The 2262-nt window shown below is 57.6% G+C and carries 3 protein-coding genes; all 3 read right to left on the reverse strand.

Going from position 1 to position 2262, the window contains the following annotated elements:
* Positions 1–722: pyridoxal phosphate-dependent aminotransferase (locus RMO15_RS07590; RefSeq protein WP_309710038.1), on the reverse strand; the 722-nt coding region annotated here is incomplete at its 3' end.
* 165 nt (positions 723–887) lie between these two features.
* Positions 888–1544: a hypothetical protein gene (locus tag RMO15_RS07595; protein ID WP_309710041.1), complete on the reverse strand. Its 657-nt coding sequence runs from the start codon at positions 1542–1544 to the stop codon at positions 888–890.
* A 308-nt stretch (positions 1545–1852) separates the two neighbouring features.
* Positions 1853–2262: HEAT repeat domain-containing protein (locus tag RMO15_RS07600; protein ID WP_309710044.1), on the reverse strand; the 410-nt coding region annotated here is incomplete at its 5' end.

Consider the following 2262-nt stretch of genomic DNA (forward strand, 5'->3'; position numbering starts at 1 on the left):
TTGCTCATGCCATTGACCGTGAACGTCCGCTTCTTGATCTCTGGCCCGAGCGCGGCAATCGAGACAAACTCATTGTTATCGTAGACTATTTTCTCGTAGATCTCGTCGGAGATCACAAAGAAGTCGTGCTGAATCGCCAGCTCTGCCAGCGCCTCGATCGTGGCACGCGGCCACATCGCGCCGGTTGGGTTACTCGGCGAGTTGAGGATGACGATCTTGGTCTTGGGGGTAATCGCGGCTTTGAGCTGCTCGACCGTCGGGGCAAAGTTGGTGGCATCGGTGGTCTGCAAAATCACCGGCGTGCCATCAGCGAGCTTGACCTGCTCGGGGTAGCTGACCCAGTAGGGCGCGGGAATCACCACTTCATCGCCCTCGCTGACCATGGCCTGGAAGATATTGTAGAGCGTGTGCTTGCCACCGCAGGAGACAATCACATTGGCGGGGGCGTAGTCCAGATCATTATCGGTCTTGAGCTTCTCGGCGATGGCTTTTCGTAGCTCAGGAATGCCTGCCGAGGGCGTGTACTTGGTCTTGCCCTTGGCAAGCGCCTCGATAGCAGCGTCCTTGATATGCTGCGGGGTGTCAAAGTCCGGCTCCCCGGCACCAAAACCGAGGACATCGTGACCTTCCGCCTTGAGCTGGTTGGCCTTGGCGGTGATGGCGAGGGTGGGCGAGGGGGCGCAGTGAAGCGCACGGGGGGAGAGGGGGGAAAGACGACTCATTTCATCTTGTAGTATAGCGCACTCTGCTGACTCACTAAAACCATGCGCATGAACTCACCCGGCTGAACCCACCCGGCCCCTCGTAAAACTCGCGTCCACCCTCCCTCAGGGCAGGGAGGGTCGGCGTAGCGAAGAATGAGCGAAGCCGGGGTGGGTTCTGGGACGCTACCGTGCGGTGATGCCGAGCTTCTCTAGCAGCTGCTTCTTTCCGCGCAGTGCCACTCGGGCGATGCGCTTGAGGTTGCCCCACCAGACCCGCAGGGCATTGATCGCCGCCCGTGACTCCGCCGTCGCTTGCTGGCTCGCACCTTTTGCCCGCTCCTGCTCCGCCGCTGCCGCCGCGAGGACGCCGAAGCGGGCTTCGATCACGGAGAGTTTTTCACTCGTCTGCCCCACTTTGAGAAAGCCTGCCGCCAGCTCCTCGTGGTTCTGGACGGTGGTAAAGAGCTTGTTGCCTCGCTCCAGCAAGTCCGCCACTTTGGTGGGAGCGCGTCCGACAATCCCGAGCTGCGTCAGCTTGCCCGTCTGTCCACGAAACACGGCCCGCGCCAGCTCCGAGAGGCCGGTGTAGTGCTTGGTGACTTCGTCTTTGAGGGTGACGACCAGCGCGGTGGCCGCAAGCTGCGCCCCGTCAGTGTCCTGCTCCGTCGCGATCTTTGCTTGTGTGTCGGTGAGGGCGCTCACCCCGGCGGCACGGAAGGCGGTATCAATGCCAAAGGGCGCGACAAGGCTCTGTAGCTCGGCATCGTTGTCTAAGTTCACTAAAGCGACCCGGACGAACTCGACCATATCGGTGTCGGCGGGTTTAATTCCTGTAGCCATACCATCATTCCCTTCAAATCAGTGTCTCTGGGCGTTTTCTCGTTCGTCTTGACTGTTGAGCAAGGTTGCGATACTGTTGCGCCCGAGGCAAAAAGTGTTGAGTAAGACGTCTTTTATCTTTAGTAAGATGTCATCTGCTTTGGGACAGTATCTCTCAGCGATGAGTAAGATGTCAAAAATGATTTTACCATGAGCAAAACCTACCTTCCAGACTCATTCGCCTGAACCCACCCGGCCACTCGTAAAACTCGCGTCCACCCTCCCTCAGGGCAGGGAGGGTTGGGGTGGTGAGGGATTAGCAAGCGTACCTAATTCCCGTCAGAGTTAATCGTCGCGAGGGTGTAGAGCACCTGTGCCAAATCCTCCTGCGCCTCTTCCCCTTCGTAATCGTCCCAGGCAACGCAGATAGCATCCAGTGCATCAAACCCGATCTTGCCAAGAGCATCGGCGATACTTCGACGAATATTCCACTCTTCACTTCGTAATCGCCCTAGCAATGTAGGAACCACTTCTGAGGAACCGATCTTCCCAAGGATACCAATGATGGTGCAACGAACGCCGCTATCCTCTTGGTTTTGAAGACATTCCAGTAGAGCAGGGATATGGCTCGTATCAACGCACTTGCCGAGGGTCTCCCCAATTACCCCTAGAACATCCTGATACTCTTGGTTTTGAAGATAGCCAATGAGAATGGGAGCTGCCTCAGGGGAACCAAGCT

It is taken from the genome of Armatimonas sp. (assembly GCF_031410135.1).
In the GTDB taxonomy this organism is placed as follows: Bacteria; Armatimonadota; Armatimonadia; order Armatimonadales; family Armatimonadaceae; genus Armatimonas.